Source organism: Billgrantia sp. C5P2 (assembly GCF_051062895.2).
The window spans coordinates 2,721,631-2,740,969 of record NZ_CM128542.1 but is presented as its reverse complement, the minus strand read 5'-3'; the positions used below and the strand labels follow the sequence as shown (position 1 = coordinate 2,740,969).

Annotated in this window: 18 protein-coding genes; 9 read left to right on the top strand and 9 right to left on the bottom strand. The window is 63.4% G+C overall.

Annotation, left to right across the window (positions count from 1 at the left end; translation table 11 throughout):
- Positions 1 to 43 precede the first annotated feature (43 nt).
- On the bottom strand, positions 44 to 505 hold the full coding sequence (locus ACRWQA_RS12675; protein ID WP_318153178.1) for a RidA family protein: 462 nt from the start codon (positions 503 to 505) through the stop codon (positions 44 to 46).
- 132 nt (positions 506 to 637) lie between these two features.
- On the opposite strand from ACRWQA_RS12675, the gene ACRWQA_RS12670 reads away from it, so the two are divergent.
- Together ACRWQA_RS12670 and ACRWQA_RS12665 are read left to right on the top strand one after the other, a co-directional pair.
- Positions 638 to 2,053: a bifunctional enoyl-CoA hydratase/phosphate acetyltransferase gene (locus ACRWQA_RS12670; protein WP_263583542.1), complete on the top strand. Its 1,416-nt coding sequence runs from the start codon at positions 638 to 640 to the stop codon at positions 2,051 to 2,053.
- Positions 2,050 to 3,270, top strand: coding sequence for an acetate/propionate family kinase (locus tag ACRWQA_RS12665; protein WP_434227358.1), 1,221 nt, complete (start codon positions 2,050 to 2,052; stop codon positions 3,268 to 3,270). Before ACRWQA_RS12670 ends, ACRWQA_RS12665 begins: the two co-directional genes overlap by 4 nt.
- Here the strand turns inward: ACRWQA_RS12665 and ACRWQA_RS12660 are convergent.
- Positions 3,267 to 4,376, bottom strand: a complete 1,110-nt coding sequence (locus ACRWQA_RS12660) for a class I SAM-dependent methyltransferase (RefSeq protein WP_434227356.1) — start codon at positions 4,374 to 4,376, stop codon at positions 3,267 to 3,269. The two genes, ACRWQA_RS12665 and ACRWQA_RS12660, sit on opposite strands and share 4 nt — an antisense overlap.
- Before the next feature lie 138 nt (positions 4,377 to 4,514).
- Here ACRWQA_RS12660 and ACRWQA_RS12655 point away from each other — a divergent pair, with 138 nt between their 5' ends.
- The gene (locus ACRWQA_RS12655) at positions 4,515 to 5,549 is read left to right on the top strand and encodes a GlxA family transcriptional regulator (RefSeq protein WP_263583545.1); all 1,035 of its coding nucleotides are present in this window, start codon (positions 4,515 to 4,517) and stop codon (positions 5,547 to 5,549) included.
- Positions 5,550 to 5,564: 15 nt separating this feature from the next.
- Here the strand turns inward: ACRWQA_RS12655 and ACRWQA_RS12650 are convergent, their stop codons facing one another.
- Positions 5,565 to 6,959, bottom strand: a complete 1,395-nt coding sequence (locus ACRWQA_RS12650; protein WP_434227354.1) for an aminotransferase-like domain-containing protein — start codon at positions 6,957 to 6,959, stop codon at positions 5,565 to 5,567.
- Between the two features lie 97 nt (positions 6,960 to 7,056).
- Here ACRWQA_RS12650 and ACRWQA_RS12645 point away from each other — a divergent pair, with 97 nt between their 5' ends.
- Entirely contained in the window at positions 7,057 to 7,659 is a 603-nt protein-coding gene (locus tag ACRWQA_RS12645; RefSeq protein ID WP_263583547.1) for a LysE family translocator, read from the top strand.
- A 28-nt stretch (positions 7,660 to 7,687) separates the two neighbouring features.
- Here ACRWQA_RS12645 and ACRWQA_RS12640 read toward each other — a convergent pair whose 3' ends face one another.
- Together ACRWQA_RS12640 and ACRWQA_RS12635 are read right to left on the bottom strand one after the other, a co-directional pair.
- Positions 7,688 to 8,635, bottom strand: coding sequence for a threonine ammonia-lyase (locus ACRWQA_RS12640; protein ID WP_434227352.1), 948 nt, complete (start codon positions 8,633 to 8,635; stop codon positions 7,688 to 7,690).
- Positions 8,636 to 8,644: 9 nt separating this feature from the next.
- Positions 8,645 to 9,265: an exopolysaccharide biosynthesis protein gene (locus tag ACRWQA_RS12635; RefSeq protein WP_263583549.1), complete on the bottom strand. Its 621-nt coding sequence runs from the start codon at positions 9,263 to 9,265 to the stop codon at positions 8,645 to 8,647.
- 250 nt (positions 9,266 to 9,515) lie between these two features.
- On the opposite strand from ACRWQA_RS12635, the gene ACRWQA_RS12630 reads away from it, so the two are divergent.
- Positions 9,516 to 11,231, top strand: coding sequence for a methyl-accepting chemotaxis protein (locus tag ACRWQA_RS12630; RefSeq protein WP_434227350.1), 1,716 nt, complete (start codon positions 9,516 to 9,518; stop codon positions 11,229 to 11,231).
- Positions 11,232 to 11,390: 159 nt separating this feature from the next.
- Here the strand turns inward: ACRWQA_RS12630 and ACRWQA_RS12625 are convergent, their stop codons facing one another.
- Positions 11,391 to 12,380: a LysR substrate-binding domain-containing protein gene (locus ACRWQA_RS12625; protein WP_434227348.1), complete on the bottom strand. Its 990-nt coding sequence runs from the start codon at positions 12,378 to 12,380 to the stop codon at positions 11,391 to 11,393.
- A gap of 142 nt (positions 12,381 to 12,522) precedes the next feature.
- Between ACRWQA_RS12625 and ACRWQA_RS12620 the strand changes: the two genes are divergently transcribed.
- Entirely contained in the window at positions 12,523 to 13,152 is a 630-nt protein-coding gene (locus tag ACRWQA_RS12620) for an FMN-dependent NADH-azoreductase (RefSeq protein WP_263583552.1), read from the top strand.
- Between the two features lie 164 nt (positions 13,153 to 13,316).
- On the top strand, positions 13,317 to 14,273 hold the full coding sequence (locus ACRWQA_RS12615) for an alpha/beta fold hydrolase (RefSeq protein ID WP_434227346.1): 957 nt from the start codon (positions 13,317 to 13,319) through the stop codon (positions 14,271 to 14,273).
- An 86-nt stretch (positions 14,274 to 14,359) separates the two neighbouring features.
- Here the strand turns inward: ACRWQA_RS12615 and ACRWQA_RS12610 are convergent, their stop codons facing one another.
- On the bottom strand, positions 14,360 to 15,196 hold the full coding sequence (locus ACRWQA_RS12610; protein ID WP_434227344.1) for an AraC family transcriptional regulator: 837 nt from the start codon (positions 15,194 to 15,196) through the stop codon (positions 14,360 to 14,362).
- 86 nt (positions 15,197 to 15,282) lie between these two features.
- A complete protein-coding gene (locus tag ACRWQA_RS12605; protein WP_434227343.1) occupies positions 15,283 to 15,696 on the bottom strand; it encodes a helix-turn-helix domain-containing protein in 414 nt (137 codons plus the stop codon).
- 65 nt (positions 15,697 to 15,761) lie between these two features.
- On the opposite strand from ACRWQA_RS12605, the gene ACRWQA_RS12600 reads away from it, so the two are divergent.
- On the top strand, positions 15,762 to 16,265 hold the full coding sequence (locus ACRWQA_RS12600) for a DUF2938 domain-containing protein (RefSeq protein WP_263583556.1): 504 nt from the start codon (positions 15,762 to 15,764) through the stop codon (positions 16,263 to 16,265).
- A gap of 50 nt (positions 16,266 to 16,315) precedes the next feature.
- Positions 16,316 to 17,728, top strand: a complete 1,413-nt coding sequence (locus ACRWQA_RS12595) for an MFS transporter (RefSeq protein ID WP_434227341.1) — start codon at positions 16,316 to 16,318, stop codon at positions 17,726 to 17,728.
- 6 nt (positions 17,729 to 17,734) lie between these two features.
- On the opposite strand, the gene ACRWQA_RS12590 is transcribed toward ACRWQA_RS12595, so the two are convergent.
- A complete protein-coding gene (locus ACRWQA_RS12590) occupies positions 17,735 to 19,264 on the bottom strand; it encodes a sensor domain-containing diguanylate cyclase (RefSeq protein ID WP_434227340.1) in 1,530 nt (509 codons plus the stop codon).
- Positions 19,265 to 19,339: the final 75 nt, after the last annotated feature.

The window sequence follows — 19,339 nt, the reverse complement described above, 5'->3', positions numbered from 1 at the left end:
CAACTCTCTTTTTTTGTCGAGATGGGGGAGCGAAGACGTTGCGTCATGCTTCGGTGTCGGTATCACGGTCCGAGCGAGGGGCGGGTGCCGGCTGTCGCGCCATCAGAGTGATCTCGACATTGGCGCCGCCGCTGAGACGCGGCGATTCGGTGCAGGTGCGTGCCGGGTAACTATGGTTCTCGAAGAATTCGGCATAGGCGGCATCCATGGTGTGGATGGTATCCAGATTGGTCAAGTGGATGTCGACCCGCACCACGTGGGCCATCGAGGCGCCGGCGTATTCCAGCATGCGCGACAGCCGGCGCATCACCCAGCGGGTCTCCTCGGCAATGTCGCCCAGCACGGCCTCCCCCCCCTGAATATCGGTCACCGTCAGGCCGGAGAGGAAGAGATAGTGGCCATCCATCGCAATGTGACTGCCCGGGAAGACCGGAACGGCAAGCGTCGGATCGTTGAGGAAGCGATGCATGGCGGCTGGGCCTCGTTGGGTTGTTGTCACAGTCATTGTGGCGTCTCGCTCAAGAGGCGCAAGCACTTGCCTTCATGGGGAGCGTATCCGATGCTATCGGCTGAGGCTTGTTGCGTTGCAGTATTCGGCGCCTCTCGGTTCATTTCACTCCCGGACAAGGCATAGCGCATGGACAGTCAGTGGGCGGGTAACGGGCATATCGAGAACCGCACTTTCGACGAGATACAGGTTGGCGATACGGCATCGCTCGAAAAGCGCCTGACCTTCGATGACATCAAGCTCTTCGCGATCATGTCCGGGGACATCAACCCGGCTCACCTGGACGACGATTTCGCCAAGAGCACGCGCTTCCAGGAAGTGGTGGCCCACGGTATGTGGGGCGGGGCGTTGATCTCCACCGTGCTGGGCACCGAGCTACCCGGGCCGGGTACTATCTACCTGGGCCAGACCCTCCGCTTTCGCAAGCCGGTGCGCCTCGGTGACGTGCTGAGGGTCAGCGTACGTGCCCAGCGCAAGGATACCCAGCACAAGCGCATCACCTTCGCGTGCCTGTGCACCAACCAGAATGGCGAGACCGTCATCGAGGGCGAGGCGGAGGTCCAGGCGCCCACCGAGAAGATTCGACGGCCTCGCGCCGTGCTGCCGCGGGTACGGCTGGCCGAGCGGGCGCGCCTGCACGAGATGCTCAGCGCCGCCGAGCATCCCGCGCCGGTGACCATGGCGGTGGTGCATCCGGTGGATGAAGTCTCGATCCTGGGGGCCTATGAATCGGCTCGTCAGGGGCTGATTCGCCCGGTACTGGTAGGGCCAAAGGCCAAGATACAGGCTGCCGCCGAAGCCGCCGGTATCGACATCGCCGAGTTTGAACTCATCGACGTGCCGCACAGCCACGCCGCAGCCGCCGAGGCCGTAGCATTGGTCCGGGCAGGCCGGGTGGAGGCGCTAATGAAGGGGGCGCTGCACACAGAGGAATTGCTGCATGAGGTGGTCAAGCGCGACACCGGCCTGCGCACCGAGCGCTGCCTGAGCCATGTGATGGCCTTCGACGTGCCGACCTACCCACGACCATTGTTCATTACCGATGCGGCCATCAACATCTATCCGACCCTTGGCGACAAGAAGGACATCATACAGAACGCCATCGACCTGGCTCAGGCGGTAGGCAACGAGTTGCCCAAGGTGGCGATTCTCTCGGCGGTGGAGACGGTCAACCCCAAGATCGCCTCGACCGTGGAGGCTGCTGCGTTGTGCAAGATGGCCGAGCGGGGACAGATTCGCGGCGGCGTGCTCGATGGCCCGCTGGCCTTCGACAACGCCGTTTCCGAGGCGGCAGCCGCGGCCAAGGGCATCGTCTCACCGGTGGCGGGGCGCGCCGACATCCTCGTGGCGCCGGATCTCGAGTCGGCCAACATGTTGATGAAGCAGCTCACCTACCTGGCCGATGCCACAGGTGCCGGGCTGGTGGTCGGCGCCCGGGTGCCCATCGTGTTGACCAGCCGCGCCGACGATGCCATCACCCGAATGGCTTCCTGCGCCCTGGCACTGCTGGTGGCGGAGCAGCACAAGAAGGTCAGGCTGTCATGAGCCGCGAGATCCTGGTCGTCAACAGCGGCTCCTCGAGCCTCAAGTTTGCCCTCTTCGACGCGGCCTGCGCCGACAGCCCCATGGCCATGGAACTGCGTTGTCGCGGTCAGTTCTCGGGGCTTGGCGACCAGGCGCGAGTCGAGCTGGGGACGGGTTTCGATGAAGCTGCTGACGAAGCATGTACTGCCGCACTGCGTAACGTACCGCTTATGCTGGGTCACCAAGGCGCGCTGGCTCGGCTGCTGGAGTGGATCGAGGCTAGCCCGGCCCTGGGCGACATCCACGCCGTGGGCCATAGGATTGTCCATGGCGGGGCGCAGTACCGTGAGCCGGTGCGCCTCGACAAGGAGAGCCTGGCGGGCCTGGAGTCGCTGGTCGACCTGGCGCCGCTGCACCAGCCCTATGGCCTGGCGCCGGTGCGGGCACTGGCTGGCCTGCGCCCGTCGCTGCCCCAGGTGGCTTGCTTCGATACCGCTTTTCACGCGACTCAGCCAGCAGTGGCGCAGACCTTCCCACTGCCGCGTCGTTTTCACGAGCAGGGCGTAATCCGTTACGGCTTCCACGGCCTCTCCTTCGACTACGTCAGCCGCGCCCTGACCGAACAGGTGCTGCCGCAGCATCGCCAGGCGGTGTCTGGAGGACGCACGATCATCGCCCATCTGGGCAACGGTGCGAGCCTGTGCGCGCTACGCGATGGCAGGAGCGTGGCCGCCACCACCGGCTTCACCGCCGTGGAGGGGCTGATGATGGGCACCCGCAGCGGCAGCCTCGACCCGGGCCTGGTGCTGCACTTGATCCTGCACGAGGGCATGGCCGCCGAGGTGGTGCAGCGCATGCTCTACAAGGAGTCGGGATTGCTCGGCGTGTCCGGCATCAGCGGCGATATGCGCGAGTTGCTGGCCAGCCAGGCGCCCGAGGCGACCGAAGCCGTCGAGCTGTTCGTCTACCGTATCGTGCGCGAGATCGGCAGCCTGGCGGCGGCGCTGGGCGGGCTCGACCATCTTGTTTTCACCGCCGGCATCGGCGAGCATGCCGCTCCGGTGCGCGCCGCCGTGGCCCAGGGCTGCGAGTGGCTCGGCGCGCGGCTCGATGCCAACGCCAATGCCGACCATGCTACCGATATCGCCGCCGCCGACAGCCGGCTCGGGCTATGGGTCGTTCCCACCGACGAGGAGCGCATGATCGCCTGGTACACCGCCGCCGAACTGGCGCGCTAGAGCCTACACACGAAATAGTCGTTCTGAATGTCGTGCTCCAACTGGTGAACCTCGATACTGCGGAAGCCAGCCTCCTCCAGATAAGCCAACGCGCGCTCGCGCCCCCACATGGTGCCCAAGCCTTCGCCGCCTTGGGCCAGCGATACCGTCATGCAGTGGCTTACCGATACCGCGTAGAGCATGGTGCCCAAGGGATGCTCTCGGTCGAGATGGTGGTGGCTCGAAGCGTGGATATCCTGCACCAGGTAGACGCCGTCCGGTGCCAGGGTGCGGTGGATGCCCTTGAGCAGGCTGCGCGGGCGGGCCTGGTCATGAATGCCGTCGAAAGTGGTCACCAAGTCGAAGGCATCGGGCTCGGCGGTGATATCGAAATCGCTCAGGTCGCGCACCTCGAAGGTGAGGTTGGCGAGGCCGGCCCGGTCGGTTTCGCGGCGCGCCCAATCAATGGCTTCCTGCGAGAGGTCGTAGCCGACGAAACGGCTGGCTGGGTAACGCTCGGCCATGGCCATCAGTGCCCGGCCGCGACCGCAGGCGCAGTCGAGCACCCTGATGCCGCTCTCGAGCCGCTCGATAAGACCCTCGGCCAGCGGCAGGATGGCGTCGAACAGGGCCGGCAGCACCGTCTGGCCGCTGTCGCTGGCCATTACCTCCTGAAAGCGCGGGTAGCGCGAATAGGGCACGCCGCCACCTTCACGGAAGCAACGCACCACGTCGTCCTCTACACTTCCCAGAATGGCGATAAACTGCGAGTAGACGGCGAGATTGGCCGGGCCCTTGTCCGTCAGCAGACGAGCATGAGCCTCCGGCAGCCAGTAAGTGCCAGCCTGCGGGTCGGTCTCGACCACGCCGCTGGCGACCATGCCCCCTAGCCATTCACGCACGTAGCGTTCGTCGAGATCGGTGCGCATGGCCAGGGCCACACTGGTTTCCGGTGCTGCGCCGGCCATGGCCGACAGTAGGCCGGTGCGATGGCCGAGCGAGAGCAGCAGCATCAAGCCGCTTTCGTTGAGTGCGTTTACCAGCCGCTCCTCGAAGGCTTCGGTTGCAGCGTCGATGTTGATATTGGTGTTGTCATGCTGGGTACCAAGCGCGTGAATGTCACACATGGTCGCTCTCCTTTGTTCTGTTGTGGCTATCGTCTTGGCCGTGCTCGTATTCCGTGTATGGCAGCGGCATGAGCCACGTTACGACCGCCGGTTCGGCGCTACGCAAGAGCAATACGACGTAATCGAGAGTTTTCTGCCATGAGGAGCGATGTCGAAGCCGACGAACCGTTGACCATTGCGCTTCTGGCCACGCCCGAGGCGACCGCCTCGACGCTGTACGGCATGTTCGACCTGTTCGGTTCGGCGGGGCGGGACTGGAACTTCCTGATTCACGGTCGATTGGGTGAGCCACTGCTGCGCCCATTGATCGTCTCGCAGAGTGGCGAAGGGTTTCGCGCCTCCAATGGTGCCTGGATTCAGCCCGACAGCAGCCTGGCCGAGTGTCCGTTGCCCGCCGCGGCCTGTATCCCCGATCTCTTCATTGCTCCCGATGAGCCATTGACGGGGCGTTACGAGGCGGAAATCGCCTGGCTGCGTGAGTGCCATGAAAAGGGGGCGCTACTGGCGGCGGCCTGCACCGGCGCCATGCTGCTGGCCGAAGCGGGAATGTTGGAAGGAGAGGAGGCTACGACTCATTGGGCGTATTGCGAGGCCTTGGCGCGCCGCTATCCCCAGGTGCAGGTGTATCCGCATCGAATCCTCGTTGCCAGCGGGGAAGGGCAACGGCTGGTCATGGCCGGCGGTGGTACCAGCTGGTTCGACTTGACGCTCTACCTGGTGGCGCGACTGTTGGGCACCGACGAGGCAATGCGTCTGGCCCGTGTCCATCTCATCGACTGGCACCAGGACGGACAGCAGCCCTATGCCGTGCTCAGTAGCTCGCGCCAGGTGGCGGACGCCTGCATCGCGCGCTGCCAGGTGTGGGTCGCCCAGCATTACGATTGCCATTCGCCGGTGGCCGGAATGGTGGAAGTCAGCGGCCTGTCGGAGCGTGCCTTCAAGCGCCGTTTCAAGGCCGCTACTGGCATGACGCCGATGGACTACGTACACACTCTGCGGCTGGAGGAAGCGAAGCAGTTGCTGGAGCAGGGCGACGAGCCCATCGAAGCGATTGCCGAACAGCTCGGCTATGCCGATCCCAGCTTCTTCCGCCGCCTGTTCGGGCGTCGCGTCGGGCTGACGCCCAGCCGGTATCGGCGTCGTTTTCGCGGGCTGCGGCTACGCCTGTCCTGACGAATCCAGTCGATGTTACAGCGTTTGCCACGGCGCGGCGGGTGGCTCGGCCAGTAGCTGGGCCAGCGTATCCAGCGCTTGGGCCAGGGCCTCGCGCGAGGGCGCAGCGCTGAGGCAGAGCCGTAGCGCCTGGGGCGCGGGCTCGCTGCCCACGCAGAAGGGTTCGGCGCTGCTGACCAGTACCCCCCGACGAGCCAGTGCTTCCACGAACACGGCACTGCGCAGCCCTTCCGGTAGCGGCAGCCACAGGTTGTTGCCGTGGGGGCGGCCGCTCGTGGTGTAGCCGGCCAGGCGCTCCCGAGCCATGCGCTGGCGCTCACCCAGTTCCTCGGTCAGCCACTCGAGCAGAATGGCGCTGTCGCCGCAGGCCACCCAGCGGCACACCGCCTCGACCATCAGTGGCGGCACCATCCAACTCTGGGCACGCAGCGTCGTGCCCAACCGGTCGCGCAGCGCCGGCGGTGTCAGCAGGGTGCCGATGCGCAGGCCGCCAGCCAGCACTTTCGACGTACTGAAGATGAACAGCGTGCGCTCCGGGGCCAGGCGATAAATCGGCGTGCCGCGTTCCGCCTCGGGCAGGTACTGCACGCCATCCTCGACGATCCAGAAGTCGTGGCGCCGGGCCAGGGCCACCAGACGCTCGCGCCGGGCTTCGCTCAACGGCGTGCCGGTGGGGTTGTTCTGGTCCGGCGTGACATAGACGAGGCGTGGCGGCTGCTGAACGTAGAGCCGGGCCAGGGCGTCCATGTCCATACCCTGGTCATCCATCGGCACGCCCAGCACCTTCAGGTGCGCTTGGCTGGCGGCGGTGATCAGGCCGGGGTAGGTGAGGACATCGGCGGCGATGCGCTCGCCTGGGCGCGTCAGCGCTTGCAGCGCCAGATTGATCCCATGCTGCCCACCCTGGGTGACGACCAGCGACTCGGGCTCGGCGGGCATGCCGAGGCGGGTCATCCAGTCGGCTAGCTGCTCGCGGTGGGCAGGTACGCCGCGGTCCGGTTGGTACTCCACCGCGCGCTGGAGAATCTCGGGCTGCTCGGCTATTTCACGCAGTACGCGTCCCAGGGTGGCGACACGCATCGGATGCGGGGGCGGCAGGCTCAGGCTGAGGTCGACGATGCCGTCCTCGACGGGACGGCTGGCCAGGAAGTCCTGGCCTGACGGAGCCTCGTTGCCGCGCACGAAGGTGCCGCTGCCCACTCTGGCCACGACCCACCCTTGGCGCTCGGCTTCGGCATAGGCGCGAGTCACGGTGCCCACCGTGACCCCGAGGCGATCGGCCAACCGGCGCTGGGGAGGCAGTTTCTGCCCGGCGGAGAGTTCACCGGATTGAATCGCCACGGCGATGGAATCGGCAATGGCACGGTAGCGAACGCCATCTTCAGCAAGCTGTGGGACCCACATTGTCATGGTGACAATAAAACCTTTGACGGAATATCTGGACTCATTATGCTGACAATTGTGCGCTCTATCCAATCGAATTTCTTAATTGTATGGGTTCAATGACATGGAAGCTCTGGCGTTCCTCGGGCCTGCGGCCCTCTACATGATCTCGATGACCATCACTCCCGGCCCTAACAACATGATGCTCACGGCCTCCGGAGCCAACTACGGCTTCATGCGCACCCTGCCGCATATCTTTGGCATCCTGGGCGGCTGTTTTCTATTGTTCGCCGGCATCGCCCTGGGGTTGGGGTTGATCTTCGAGCGCTACCCGGCGGTACAGATGACCCTGCGCGTCATTGGCAGCGCGTATCTGCTTTACCTGGCCTGGAAGATCGCCACGGCGCCGCCGCCCGATATGCGCCAAAGGAGTGAAGGCAAACCGCTCAGTTTCTGGCAGGCGGCGGCCTTCCAGTTCGCCAACCCGAAGGCGTGGGTGATGGGCCTGGCGCTGATAGCAGGTTTTCTGCCGGAGGGCGGCGATCCGATAATGAACGCCTTGTTGCTGGCTGCCTTCGCCGAGCTGGTCGGGCTGCCGTGCATCGCGCTGTGGGCAGGCTTCGGCGTGGCCATCGGCCAGTGGCTCGATACGCCACGCGCCTGGCGAATCTTCAACTGGACGATGGGAGGGCTCACCGCGGCCTGTGTCTACTTCATTCTGGCGTAATGCTTAGGACAGCCAGCGGCGGCGGGAGTCAAAGGAACGGTTCCAGCTCCTCCCGGCTCATGTTGCCGCCGGTGATCACCACCACCACATCGCCTTCGGTCGGCAGCGGGACGGCTCCCTCCAACAGGGCGGCAATGCCCACGGCGGCGCCCGGTTCCGCCATCAGCTTGGCTTGATAGAGCAGGTGGCGCATGGCGCGGCCTATGGCGGCATCGTCGACTTGCACCAGGGCCCGAGTGGTTTTGCGACACAGCGGGTAGGTGTGTTTGCCGACGATGGCTGCGCCCAGGCTCTTGGCGCAGGTTGCCACCTTCTTCAGCCGTGAGGGGGCGCCCTGCGACCAGGCATGAGCCATGCTGGCGGCGCCGCTGGGTTCCACTCCGAACACTGCCAGCTCGGGGCGCAGCGCCGCGGCGGCCGAGCCGATGCCGGCGATCAGTCCACCACCGCCCACCGGGCAGAGAATGGTCGTGGCCTCAGGCGCCTGCTCGAGGATCTCGAGCCCGACGGTGCCTTGGCCGGCGATGATGCGTTCATCGTCGTAGGGGTGCACCAAGGTCAGGCCGCGCTCAGCCACCAGCTCATGCATCCGCTCCCAGGCGGCATTGATGTCACCATGCAGGATCACCTCGGCGCCCAGCTCGCGGCTGCCCTCCACCTTGAACCGGCTGGCGTTCTCCGGCATCACGATAGTCACCGGCACGCCAGCCTGGCCCGCCGCCCAGGCAAGCCCCAAGGCATGGTTGCCGGCGGACACCGCAGCCAGGCCGCCGGCCAGTTCCTCTCGGCTGGCGGTGCGCACCCAGTTCAGGGCACCGCGTGGCTTGAACGATCCGGTGCGCTGGAACAGCTCACCCTTCAGCCAGATGCGTCGCGCGAACCGCTCCGATAGCGCGTGGTCGAGCAGTAGCGGCGTAGGCAAGAGGGTATCGGCAATGAGACGTTGGGCTGCCTGCAGGCGTTCGAGCCGGAGCATGGGCCACTCCTACAGCAAATTGTAGATAAGTACGAACAGGCTGGTGCCGGTGATGAGGAAGGCCAGGATCGACAGCAAGCCGTCGCGAGCCATGATCGCCAGACCAAAAAGGGTCAGGGCCACGCCGGCGATGTTGACCGTCAGCGGTATCAGCTCCATGGGGGGCATGGCCAGGGCCAGCACGAAGCACGCCAAGGCGGTCAGGCGTATGCCCTGTTTCCCCGTCATGAAGGTGATGCGAGCGTTCAGCAGCCTGTCGACCCACCGGGCCGGCTTGTACATCCACTTGAGCCCCTTGTGGACCTTGTCGCTCGGCAGCGTGCGGTTGCGCAGCCAGCCCGGCAACCAGAAGGTGCGCCGGCCGATCAATAGCTGCGCGCAGACCAGCAGCGTGAACAGCGCCATCAGCGTGGGCACGCCGGGGATACCGCTGACGATGGGCATCAGCGTGACCAGCCCAGCCAGCAGCAGCAGCGGGCCGAATGCGCGCCGGCCGATGGCATCGAGCACCTCGTCGAAGCGGATCCGCCCCGAGGGCGTGTCGATGGATTCGATGGCGCGCATCAGCTCGACGAGATTGTGCGGTTCCGTTGCCGGCTCATCCGGTTCAGTGTCTCGTGAGGCCTGCATCCTTTCTCCCATTGGCTCATCCCAGTGCTAGTACAAGACTCCTGTTGGTACACAGCATAGCGTTTATGCACCTGGTCATGCTTGTTACCAGCATCGCGGCGGATTGATCCCGATTGCTTATGCTATCGGCTTATATCCAAAGTCATAATTTCTCTCTCACGCTTTCTCAACTTTTCGTCCCTTTTGCCGATTGAAAAGAGAAATAACCAAAAAAACCAAAACCCAAAACGCACCATGCAAGGGGCTAGCGATGAAGAACGTATCCATCAAATGGAGCCTGACAGCGGCATTAGTGGTCCTGGTGCTGATGATCGGCTTGATCAGCGGGTTGGGGTTTTACTCCAATGCCAAGGGTGAAGCGGCCCTGCACGAACTGGCAGAAACCAACATGAAGCTGGCCGACACGGCCAACCGCGCGCAGGTGAACGTGCTGCGGGCGCAGACCTTCCTGGACCGCTACGCCAGCCTGAGCACCCAGGGCAACCCGGACAAGGCGGGTGAGAACCAGCAGTTGGCCGTGGCCGCTGTAGAAACGGCACAGCAGCGCTTCGCTGAATTCCGCGAAGTACCTCTCGATCCGGCGGATACTCGTACGCCACACGTCGCGGCCATCACCGAGGCTTACGATGCGCTCGTCAACGAGGGCCTGGTGCCGCTGCTGGATGCCGCGCCGTTCCAGGTCCAGCGCAACCAGGAGCAATTGGCCGAACTGGGCGCGCAGCTCGATCGGGCCATGGATGCTTTTATCCATTACATCGAAGAGCGCTCCATCCACGATATTGAGGCGGTCGAGACCCTGGATCGCCGCGTGGCGATCGTTGCCACGACACTGCTGGTAGCGGCATTGGTGGCCGCCTTCCTGATTCGCATCGCCTTGATGCGTGTGGTGGTGACGCCGCTGCGGGAAGCCATTGACCACTTCGAGCGTATCGCCGATGGCGACCTGACCGCGCGCATCGAGGATCGTGGTCGCAACGAGATCGGTCAGCTCTACAGCGCCCTGGGTCGCATGCAGGATAAGCTCAAGACGCTGGTGGTCTCGCTGCGCGAGAGCAGCGAGAACGTCTTTACCGGCGCCGGCGAAATTGCCACGGGCAGCCAGGATCTCTCGTCGCGAACCGAGCAACAGGCTGCGGCCCTGCAGGAAACCGCCTCCAGCATGGAGGAGATGGCCTCTACCGTCAGCAAGAACACTGATACCTCGATCGAGGCCGACCGTCTCTCTGCCGCGGCGTCAAAGACTGCCGAGGCCGGCGGGCAGGAGGTCGAGCGCACCGTGAAGCTGATGCGCGAGATCGCCGACAGTGCCCGGCGCATCAACGACATCATCGGCGTCATCGACTCCATCGCCTTCCAGACCAACATTCTGGCGCTGAACGCCTCGGTCGAGGCAGCCAGGGCAGGGGAGCAGGGCCGCGGCTTCGCCGTGGTGGCAAGTGAAGTGCGCTCGCTGGCCAGCCGCAGCGCGGAGTCGGCCAAGGAGATCCGCAAGCTGATCGAGGACACCACGACCCGAGTGGCCAGCGGTGCCGAGCAGGCCGAGCGAAGCGGCGAGACGATCAACGAAACCGTCGAATCGATTCGCCAGGTCAGCGCCCTGATGGGTGAGATTTCCACGGCCACGCGGGAGCAGAACAGCGGTATCGAACAGATCAACACGGCGCTGACCGAAATGGACTCGGTCACCCAGCAGAATGCCTCCCTGGTGCAGCAGACCAGTGCCGCGGCTGCCTCGCTTGAAGAGCAGGCCAGTCGCCTCGCCGCGCTGATCGCTACCTTCCGCGTCGACGAGCGGGCCACTTCGACAACGGCAAGGGTCGACCGCCAGGCCGATGCCCAGCGGGAGCAACGAGGCGGTAAGGCGAAGCAAGAGAAGAGACCGCATCAGCTGGTTCGACTTACCGATCCCAAGCCGACTGGTTCACGCCAGCGCTCAGCGACCGAAGAGGACTGGAGCGAGTTTTAGTACCTATGGGGCCTGATCGCGTGCGGCCTACGTTAATCAAACCCGAGCCATAACCGGCTCGGGTTTTTTAGTGCAGACGGCTCGTTTCGCATTGCTCTGCGGCACACATCAGGCACACCGAGACGCTCCATGTCCTTCAGCTCAGTGTCGTTGATATGCTCACGCTACCGGTGGGTTCGTCATGGCCGGTTTCGGCGGCACTTCATCATCCGTGGGGCTAGGTGCCGGGCACGCCTCGGAAACCCCCGTCTCCGCGGCAAGCGTCGGCAGCCGTTCCGCCAGGAAATCGATCAGGTGGCGCACCGCCGGGCGTAGGCCGCGTCGGTACGGATACACCGCGTGCAACTGCCCTTGGGGTAGGTGCCATTGCGGTAGCAGCCAGAGCAGCTCGCCGGTTGTCAATGCCTGGCGACACATGAAGGTCGGAAGTACCACGACGCCGATGCCGGCGATGGCCGCATCGTGCAGCACGCTCATGTCGTCGGTCACGAGGCGCGGCGACAGCGAGATCGGCGTACGATTACCCTTCGGATCGGTGAACTCCTGCACGTGGCGGCCCTCCGCAAAGCGCATGGAGAGGCTCGGGAATCGCTTCAGGTCGTGCGGGTCCGCCGGCATGCCGAGGCGTTCCACCAGCCCAGGGCTGGCCACCAGCATGGCGGGGCTGGCTGCGAATCGACGCGATACCAGCGACGAATCCTCGAGGCGTAGGCGAACGCGAATGGCGAGGTCCACTCCTTCCGATACGAGATCCACCCGCCGATTGGTGGCATCCAGCTCCACTTCCACCTTGGGGAAGCGCTCCATGAACTCGGGCAGTGCCCGCCCGAGTAGCGACTGGGAAATCGAGATGGGGCTGGTCAGCAAGACCCGCCCGCGCGGCTCCCCCTGCACCTGTTCGACAACGCTCTCAGCCGCTTCCGCCGCTGCCAGCAGATCCTGGCAGTGGGCCAGGTAGGCACGGCCGGTGTCCGTCAGGGTCAGGCGTCGCGTGGTCCGGTGAAGCAGGCGGATCTCCAGCCGCTCCTCGAGCCGAGCGATGCGGCGGCTGAGCGTGGATTTTGGCATGCCCAGGGCGTGCGCCGCCGCGGTAAAGCTGCCGTACTCGGCGACTTGGGCGAAGAAATAGAGATCGTTGAGATCTTGCATGCCGCCTCTCCGTTAGGGGCTTTGATTGTCTTATTATTGGAACAATGATTTCAACAAGCGCTATCTAGTTGCAGATATGGAGAACCCCTAAGGTGGCCGCAGAGGCGTCAATCACGCCAGCCACCCATCGGAGGAGCTACCCATGAAGCTGCTGCATCTGGATTCCGGCCTGTTCGAGGATCAATCCGTCACTCGCCAGCTTTCCGCTCGCATCGTCGAACGTCTGCATGCCACCACGCCCTCGCTCGATGTCGTTTACCGCGACTTGATAGCGGATGCACCCAGCCACTTGTCCGGTGAGATCCTTGCCGGCGCCGGCCTGTCAGAGGAGGAGCGCAACGCGCGTCAGCGTGAGGAGGCGGTGCTGACGGAGACGCTGCTGGAGGAGTTTCTGGCGGCCGAGGTGATCGTGATCGGTGCGCCGATGTACAACTTCACCATTCCGAGCCAGCTCAAGGCGTGGCTCGACCGCATTCTCCAGGCCGGCAAGACCTTCCGTTATACCGAAAACGGCGCGGTGGGGCTGGCCGGGGGACGCAAGGTGATCGTCGCCTCCTCGCGCGGTGGGATTTATTCGCAAGGACCGGATGTCGGCAACGACTTCCAGGAGCGCTACCTGCGCGCCGTATTCGGCTTCATCGGCATCGACGATGTCACCGTGATCCGTGCCGAAGGCGTGGCAATGGGTGACGAGATGAGGCAGAACGCGGTGGAGACCGCCCACGAAGCCATTGCCAAGACATTCAAGGCCACCGAGTTGGCCGAGGGCTAGCAAGTCCAAGCTATGCACTTCAAGTCGAGCGCCGAGGCCAGGCAGACTGTTAGACGATCTGCATGGTTTCGGCGACTATCTGCAGCCGATACGACATCCTTGATGGATACCATGGCGTTGTGGTTAGCGCATACCGCCTAGCCTTCACCCATCGAGGAATGATCATGAGCACATTGAATCGCGCCCTGGCTCTTGCCGCCATGGCTCTCGCCAGCTCCGTTGCCGCCGACGCTACCCAACTCGCCAACGGTGGTGACACCACGGCGGTACCCGTCATAGCGGAACGCTCAGAAAGCTATGTGGCGACCAACGACGGTGTGAGCCTCTACTACAAGGATTGGGGGCCGCGCGACGGCCAGGTCGTCGCCTTCAGTCATGGCTGGCCGTTGAACTCCGATAGCTGGGAATCGCAGATGCTGTTCCTGGCATCGCAGGGCTATCGCGTCGTCGCCCATGATCGCCGCGGGCATGGGCGCTCCAGCCAGCCGTGGGAAGGCAACGACATGGACCACTACGCCGATGACCTCGCGGCGGTGCTCGAAGCATTGGAGCTTACGGAGGTCACCCTGGTCGGTTTCTCGACCGGTGGCGGCGAAGTCGCGCGCTACATCGGGCGCCACGGCACGGATCGTGTGAAGAAAGCCGTCCTGGTGGCTGCCGTGCCGCCGCTAATGCTGCAGACCGACAGCAACCCCGATGGCCTTCCCATCGAGGTATTCGACGGGCTGCGCCAGGCATCGCTGGAAAACCGCTCGCAGCTCTATCTGGATATCGCCTCCGGTCCGTTCTTCGGCTACAACCGGCCTGGCGCCACGCCTTCCCAGGGCCTGATCCAGTCCTTCTGGGTGCAGGGCATGCAAGCGGGCCACAAGAACACCTACGACTCGATCGAAGCCTTCTCGGCGACGGATTTCCGCGACGACCTGAAGAAGTTCGACGTGCCCACGCTGGTGATCCACGGCGGCGACGATCAAATCGTTCCGCTCGATACCTCGGCACGGGCATCGGCGGCACTGGTCGAGAATGCCGAGCTGATCGTCTACGAAGGTGCCCCACACGGCCTGGCCGACACGCACAAGGAGCGACTCAATCAGGATCTTTTGGACTTCCTTCGTAAATAAGCACCGCCATCTTCGGTCCCGCCGCCACAGGGCCGAAGGGGCAACACCAATGAAGCACATGAGCGGCCCTGCGAGCACAGGGCCGCTCATGCGCTTTGTGGGTCGGCCTGAAGTGACTTCATCCAATCGCGAGGACTGCTGCCCGTTTTGCGCCGAAAGGCCCGGGCGAGTGCCGACGGGCTTTCATACCCCACTTCGTCGGCTATCAACGCAATCGGCCGGCCCTGGAGCAAACGCTTCTGGGCCAGGCTGATTCTCCAGCTCAACAGGTAGTCCGCCGGCGTTTGCCCCAGGACGGTGCGGAAGTGCGCCGCGTAACTGGCACGGGACATGTTCGACTCGCTTGCGAGTTCGCCTACCGTCCAGGCCCGCTGCGGTGTGTTGTGCATCTGTACCAAAGAGCGAGACAGGCGTGGATCGGCAAGCCCGGCCATCATGCCGGTGGAAAGGCCTTGGTGAGCCAGCAGATGCCGCAACAGCTGGATCACCAGCAGCTCGAACAGGCGGTCGAGCACCGCCTCCTTGCCACAGTTCTCTGCGGCGGCTTCCTCGAACAGCCATCTGAGGGTTTCCGCCAGCATGGGCAACTCGTCCAGGGCCAGCACCAGGCGATCGGGAAGAGAAGCCGATAGCGGGTTGCTCCCGCCGCCATCGAAGGCCAGTGAGGCGCACAGAAGCTTGGCGGGGTCCGCTTCGGAAGCGATCATCGTATGCGGGAGGGGGCGTGGCAGGAACATCAGGCTCGGGCGCGTGACCAGCAGGTCCGGCGCCTTGGGGCTGCGCAAGGTGACGGTGCCGCCCTGCAGAAGGTGCAAGTATCCGTGGCCAGCATCATCGATCGACGCGACGCTGCAAACCGTGCCGTTATGGAAGAGGCGCGCCCTTACGCCGAACTGCGACAGTAACGTCGATAACCGATCCACTGTTGAGTCACCTCCGTATGAGTTCGTTGGCCGGCACCCCTAGCTGGCGCTCATGGTGCCAAGCGCGAGTGTTCCCGTAGTGTCGTTTACTGCTTGCGCCGTTCTCGAGCTGGCCTCGCGGCATGACGTAACAGGCGTTGGAAAGTCGAGCATTCCATGTGGCTCGGTGCAGGGCAGACGGCGGCATGACGCAGGCCATCCCGCATCGCTGTCAGGTGACGAATCTTCCGGTCCAGTTCGTCGGCCTTGGCGATGAGCCGAGCACGATCGATATCGGGCCCGCCTCTGGTACCGAGCATGGCGCCGATTTCCTCCAGGGTGAAGCCAGCGCTTTGCCCAAGCGCAATCAGCGACAATCGCTCCAGAACGTTTTCCGTAAACAGCCGCCGCAGGCCGTTTCTTCCCACCGAGCGAACGAGACCTTTTTCTTCGTAGTAACGCAGGGTAGAGGCCGGCAGGCCGGAGCGCCGGGCGACCTCTGCAATATCCAGAGTTTTCACGCTTGACCTCAAGTTCACTTGAATTCGTACATTGAAATCGTCGTGGACAAAGGGCGAGTTTCATCATGCACGAAGTTAACCAAATACTCCTGCATTCCGTGGTGATTGGTATTGGCGCCACGTTGGTGATGGATGCATGGGGATGGATTCAGAAGCGTGTATTCCATGCGCCACCCCTCGATTATGCCTTGGTGGCAAGATGGCTGGGCCACTTCTCGCAAGGCAGATTTCGTCACGACCCCATCATGGCGGCTCCGCCTGTTGCCGGTGAGCGTGCCTGGGGTTGGATCGTGCACTACGCCATCGGCATCGTCTTTGCTGCTCTTCTGAATGCTCTCTGGGGGTTGGAATGGGTGCGCAACCCCACACTGGGGCCGGCTCTGATCGTTGGTATCGGCACTGTCATGGTTCCCTTCTTCATCATGCAGCCCGCTTTCGGTATTGGCATTGCCGGTATGCGCACACCAAAGCCAGGTATCACTCAGATAAAAAGTCTTGCTGCGCATACCTCCTTTGCCATCGGCCTCTTTCTGGCTGCGAATGCCTGGGCGCAGCTTGCCTGGCTGTAAACATATCTCACTGCTTCGATCCAACTCGGGGCGCTTAAGGGAGAAACGAAATGGGTTCGAATTCTTCATCCATGGATGGCAAAGGTCTGTCTGAGGCCGGCTTCGTTTTCCGGGTGCTGGCTGTGGTACAGGCGACGCTTATTTTCACGATCGCGCTCATCATGGTGCCGCTGCCCAGGTTGGGGCTGGAGTTCTCTCTGGGCTCGCCAGAACTGCTTCTGCTGCAGGTAGCCTACGGTTTGCCTTTCAGTGGGCTACTGTTGTTTGGTGGTCGCTTGACGGACCGCTTCGGCGGGCAACGAATCTTCTATATTGGACTGGCCGTCTTCGGCAGTGCCTCGCTGGGCGCCGCGCTGGCGCCTTCCTTCGAGCTTCTCGTCAGCATGCGCTTTGCGCAGGGAGTGGGGGCAGCCCTCGCTGCACCTGCCGCTATGGCTCTACTGCGTGCGATCTTTCCGGAGCCAGCGGCCTACGGCAAGGCCATGGCCGTATGGGGAGGTGTCTCCGTACTCGGCGCGCTGCTGGGCTTTATCGCTTCAGGCATCGTCACGACCTGGCTCTCCTGGCGCTGGATGTTCAGCGTTCCGGTGCTGATCGCAGTAGCCGCGTTCGTGCTGACCCGCGGGCGGTTGCCGCAGGAGCGCCGCGAGATGCGGTACCTCGGGCTCGATCCACTTGGCGCAATACTCGCAACCCTGGGGATCGCCCTGGCCAGCTATGGCCTGATCGCCAGCGAGAACTATGCCTGGGCCTCCGTTCGCGTATTCGGTCCTCTGGTGGTTGGCATTGCGCTCCTGATCGGCTTTCTGATGGTTGAGCGTAGGGTCCGTTATCCGCTGTTGCCACTCGGCTTCATCCGGGAGCCGTGCCGTGTCGCCGGGCTCGCCGGAATGCTGCTGGCTGCTGCCGGCTCGGTGTTGATAGAGTTCATTCTTACGCTCTACTTGCAACAAGTCCGCGGCTGGTCGCCACTGCAAGTGGCGCTGGCATTCCTGCCATTCGCCATCACCTTGGTGGCGGCAAACCATGTTGCCGTATCGCTGGTAGAGCGCTGGGGTGCGGCCGGCGTCAGCTGCAGAGGCTTTGCCATTGCTGGCATCGGTCTCGCGGTGCTGACGGCAATCGCTCATGATACCGCCTATGTGAGCGTGCTTCTGCCCGGACAAGTTCTGCTTGCAGCGGGTATTTCGATGGTTTTCTCTGGCTCGGCGGTACTCTCGTCGATAAACGTACCGCAAGAGCAGGCAGGGCTTGCCGGAGGCGTGATGAATACGGCCATGGAGCTGGGGCCGACCGTTGGGCTTGCCGTATTGATGTCGGTTGCAGCGACGCAAGCCGACACGATAGCAGGCTACTCTTGGGCGTTTGGGGCTGCTGCCCTTGCCTACGGGCTCGTAGCGCTCCTCACCCTCGGGCTCAGCCGCCGAAAAATATGCTCAGTGGCTGCCAACGCCTTGATATGAGCCTGTTCAGCCGAGGACTCTTGCACTGCGGCGCTGGGTCTTGTCGTCGTACATGCGATTGTCCGCCAGGGTAAGTACTTCTTGGGCGGGCACCTCGGTGGAACTGGCTGTGCCCATGCTCAAACGAAGCTGCACCTCCACGCTCTCACCGTGCGTGGAGGTGATGGTGCACCGCTGTCCTTCCAAGTGTGATCGGATCAATGTGGCGACGCGATTGGGTGCTGACAGGTCTGCGGAAGGGAACAGAATGACGAATTCGTCTCCGCCATAGCGTGCGAGGATGTCATCTTCGCGGCACTGCATCTTCAAGCGCTCGGCAACGGCAGTGATGAGCTGATCGCCCGCGACGTGGCCATACTGGTCGTTGACCTTCTTGAGCCCATCGACATCCATCATCAATACGGCGAAATCCAGCCCCGGGGGCTGTGCCTTGGCCTGAATGCTCAACTGCAGCGCCGATTCGAAGAAGCCACGGTTGTAAATCCCGGTCAGGCCGTCGCGTTCCGCCGTCTTTTTCAATTCCAGATGGAGCAGCTTGTTCTCGGTGGCCGCCGCCAGTTGGTCGGCGAACAGGGTCAGCATTCTCTCCAGCGCACCGTCCAGCTTGGGGGCGCGCACGATGAGCCAGCCATCGTAGAGACTGAGACGGCCGGCCATGGGCGTTGCATACAGCTGCTCGCCGACGGTCGTTTCGCGTAGCTTGATGGTGTTTTCCTCGCGATCATGAAGCGTGGCCAAAAGCCCGCCGAGGCGTCGCTCATCCTCCGGGCCGAGTCGAAGTCCAGTGACGGCAGCGTAGCGTGTCACCTCGGGGCGTTGCCGCTCCTGGAGGAACACGGCAAACCCGTACTCTGGGAAATCGGCGTGCAGGTGCTTCAGCGAGTCCTCCAGCAGGGTATGGATATTCGAGGCGCGATTGGCTACGACGCCAAGCTGGAGCAGTGCATGAAAGACCCGGTTCTGGAACTTGATCTCGACGATACTGCGGCCGATCTTGCGATTCTGCCCATACATCACCTGGGCGATTGCCAGGAAATATATCACTGCGCCGGCACCTTGATAGATGTCCAACCCGGTACTGACGTACGGCCGGAAGCCGAACCCGGTCAGCGCGCTCCAGCCCAGCGCGCCGCCAGCAAACAGTGCCATGGAAGCCGCCATTCGCCGTGGCCCGCCGACCACCATGTTGTTCATGAAGCAGGCCAGGCCGATTGTGACGGTGGCCAGCACATAGAAATCGAGCACACTGCACCAGGCACCGAACAACAGGCTGTCGAAATAGAGATTCCTGAATTCGGCGCGCTTTGAGTCGTGAGCCATGGCAGCGTGGCCGTACGCGACGGCTGGCCATAGCAGCAGGAGTAGCGCCGGCAGGATCAGCGACCAGCCGCTGCCTTCCTCCAAGGCAATCCATAGCGTGGTCCCGAAGGTATGGCAAAAGGCGAAGGCACGCGGCGGCAACGTCGCCAGAGCAAGTCGGTGAGGACGTTTGAGAGAATGCTGCGCCCGTGTTGGAAGAGATTTGATATCTAGCATGCCCGCCCAGGTCGTCTGCCTGCTTGCTGCAGGCAGCACGACATCGATTCGTTAGAGTGATGAGCCGTTTAAAAC

What these genes read in the sequence shown, in the direction of transcription:
- ACRWQA_RS12675 (WP_318153178.1), bottom strand. Translation starts at nt 505, where the DNA reads ATGACTGTGACAACAACCCAACGAGGCCCAGCCGCCATGCATCGCTTC.
- ACRWQA_RS12670 (WP_263583542.1), top strand. Translation starts at nt 638, where the DNA reads ATGGACAGTCAGTGGGCGGGTAACGGGCATATCGAGAACCGCACTTTC.
- ACRWQA_RS12665 (WP_434227358.1), top strand. Translation starts at nt 2,050, where the DNA reads ATGAGCCGCGAGATCCTGGTCGTCAACAGCGGCTCCTCGAGCCTCAAG.
- ACRWQA_RS12660 (WP_434227356.1), bottom strand. Translation starts at nt 4,376, where the DNA reads ATGTGTGACATTCACGCGCTTGGTACCCAGCATGACAACACCAATATC.
- ACRWQA_RS12655 (WP_263583545.1), top strand. Translation starts at nt 4,515, where the DNA reads ATGAGGAGCGATGTCGAAGCCGACGAACCGTTGACCATTGCGCTTCTG.
- ACRWQA_RS12650 (WP_434227354.1), bottom strand. Translation starts at nt 6,959, where the DNA reads ATGACAATGTGGGTCCCACAGCTTGCTGAAGATGGCGTTCGCTACCGT.
- ACRWQA_RS12645 (WP_263583547.1), top strand. Translation starts at nt 7,057, where the DNA reads ATGGAAGCTCTGGCGTTCCTCGGGCCTGCGGCCCTCTACATGATCTCG.
- ACRWQA_RS12640 (WP_434227352.1), bottom strand. Translation starts at nt 8,635, where the DNA reads ATGCTCCGGCTCGAACGCCTGCAGGCAGCCCAACGTCTCATTGCCGAT.
- ACRWQA_RS12635 (WP_263583549.1), bottom strand. Translation starts at nt 9,265, where the DNA reads ATGCAGGCCTCACGAGACACTGAACCGGATGAGCCGGCAACGGAACCG.
- ACRWQA_RS12630 (WP_434227350.1), top strand. Translation starts at nt 9,516, where the DNA reads ATGAAGAACGTATCCATCAAATGGAGCCTGACAGCGGCATTAGTGGTC.
- ACRWQA_RS12625 (WP_434227348.1), bottom strand. Translation starts at nt 12,380, where the DNA reads ATGCAAGATCTCAACGATCTCTATTTCTTCGCCCAAGTCGCCGAGTAC.
- ACRWQA_RS12620 (WP_263583552.1), top strand. Translation starts at nt 12,523, where the DNA reads ATGAAGCTGCTGCATCTGGATTCCGGCCTGTTCGAGGATCAATCCGTC.
- ACRWQA_RS12615 (WP_434227346.1), top strand. Translation starts at nt 13,317, where the DNA reads ATGAGCACATTGAATCGCGCCCTGGCTCTTGCCGCCATGGCTCTCGCC.
- ACRWQA_RS12600 (WP_263583556.1), top strand. Translation starts at nt 15,762, where the DNA reads ATGCACGAAGTTAACCAAATACTCCTGCATTCCGTGGTGATTGGTATT.
- ACRWQA_RS12595 (WP_434227341.1), top strand. Translation starts at nt 16,316, where the DNA reads ATGGGTTCGAATTCTTCATCCATGGATGGCAAAGGTCTGTCTGAGGCC.
- ACRWQA_RS12590 (WP_434227340.1), bottom strand. Translation starts at nt 19,264, where the DNA reads ATGCTAGATATCAAATCTCTTCCAACACGGGCGCAGCATTCTCTCAAA.